The organism is Xenorhabdus hominickii, assembly GCF_002632725.1.
GTDB lineage: Bacteria > Pseudomonadota > Gammaproteobacteria > Enterobacterales > Enterobacteriaceae > Xenorhabdus > Xenorhabdus hominickii.
The window spans coordinates 1-1,059 of the sequence record NZ_NJAI01000050.1; the positions used below are offsets into that span (position 1 = coordinate 1).

Below are 1,059 nucleotides of genomic sequence, written 5' to 3' on the forward strand. Positions count from 1 at the left end.
GCGCACCGCAGCGCCAATCTAAACATCGAGCCTTTATTTAGGAATGAGCCTTTGAGGAGTCAGCTAAAACTGATGCTACTCGATGGGCTGATCTCCTATTGCGGCAAAGGTTCATTACCTAAGTAAGGATAAGCATCGTGAGTAACATTATTCATTTTGAATATGAAGGTCATCCTGTATTTTTTAATGAAGAAGGCTGGATTAATGCAACGGATATAGCTTCCAAATACGGGAAAAAGCCCGCCAAATGGAAAGAGCTTCCTAGCACCAAAAGTTACATAAAATCCCTCGCGAACGCCCTAAATATGGGCAATGTCCGAAAATCGGACTTTGGTCTGATAGTGACGAAAAGAGGTGGTTTTAATGCCGGGACATGGATTCATCCAAAGTTGGCCGTCTCTTTTGCTAGATGGTTATCTGATGATTTTGCGGTTTGGTGCGATTTGAAAATTGATGAACTAATTCGAAGTCATCAACCCACATTCACTGACCAGCGCATCAATGCCATCTTTCTTCTCGATAAACCCGCTACATGGGAAAAGCAGTTTCAGCACCCCTTTTATCAGGCACTCAGTCGTATGTCAGGGTTGCCTTATAAGGGTCATGTTGGCGGCACCCCGTCACTGTTTGGGATGATCACATCCAAGTGGGTGTATCAGGTTGTGCTGCCTGATTCGGTTTACGCTGAGGCAAAAGAAGCTGCCAAAGGCAATGGAGAGAAGATTCACCAGTATCTTAAGCCAGAAGCCTTGAAACTGGTCAAAGAACAACTGAAAGCGGTCACTATATTGGCTAACGGCTGCGTGGACTACAAAGACTTTGAGGCACGTTGCGTTCAGTCATTTGGCAAGTCAGGCGAGCAAGGTATGTTAATCCTGCCGGTAGAACGGGAATTCAGTTACTCAGCGGTCAGGCATTAGTTCTTTTGCGTCGGGTTATCGCCGTCTGACGGTATTAGCTGAGACCTGTTCCCTTTGCATCGAGCGTACCGACAGAATCAAAAATAACCCATGCCACCGTGTAGGACGGTCATTATCAGCAACATCCGCTGTAGGCAGA

At 46.1% G+C, this 1,059-nt stretch carries 1 protein-coding gene; it reads left to right on the top strand.

Features of this window, described 5'->3' with window-relative positions; all coding sequences use genetic code 11:
• The first annotated feature begins 137 nt into the window (after positions 1-137).
• Positions 138-920: a KilA-N domain-containing protein gene (locus Xhom_RS24950; protein ID WP_069314966.1), complete on the top strand. Its 783-nt coding sequence runs from the start codon at positions 138-140 to the stop codon at positions 918-920.
• The last annotated feature ends 139 nt before the right edge of the window (positions 921-1,059 follow it).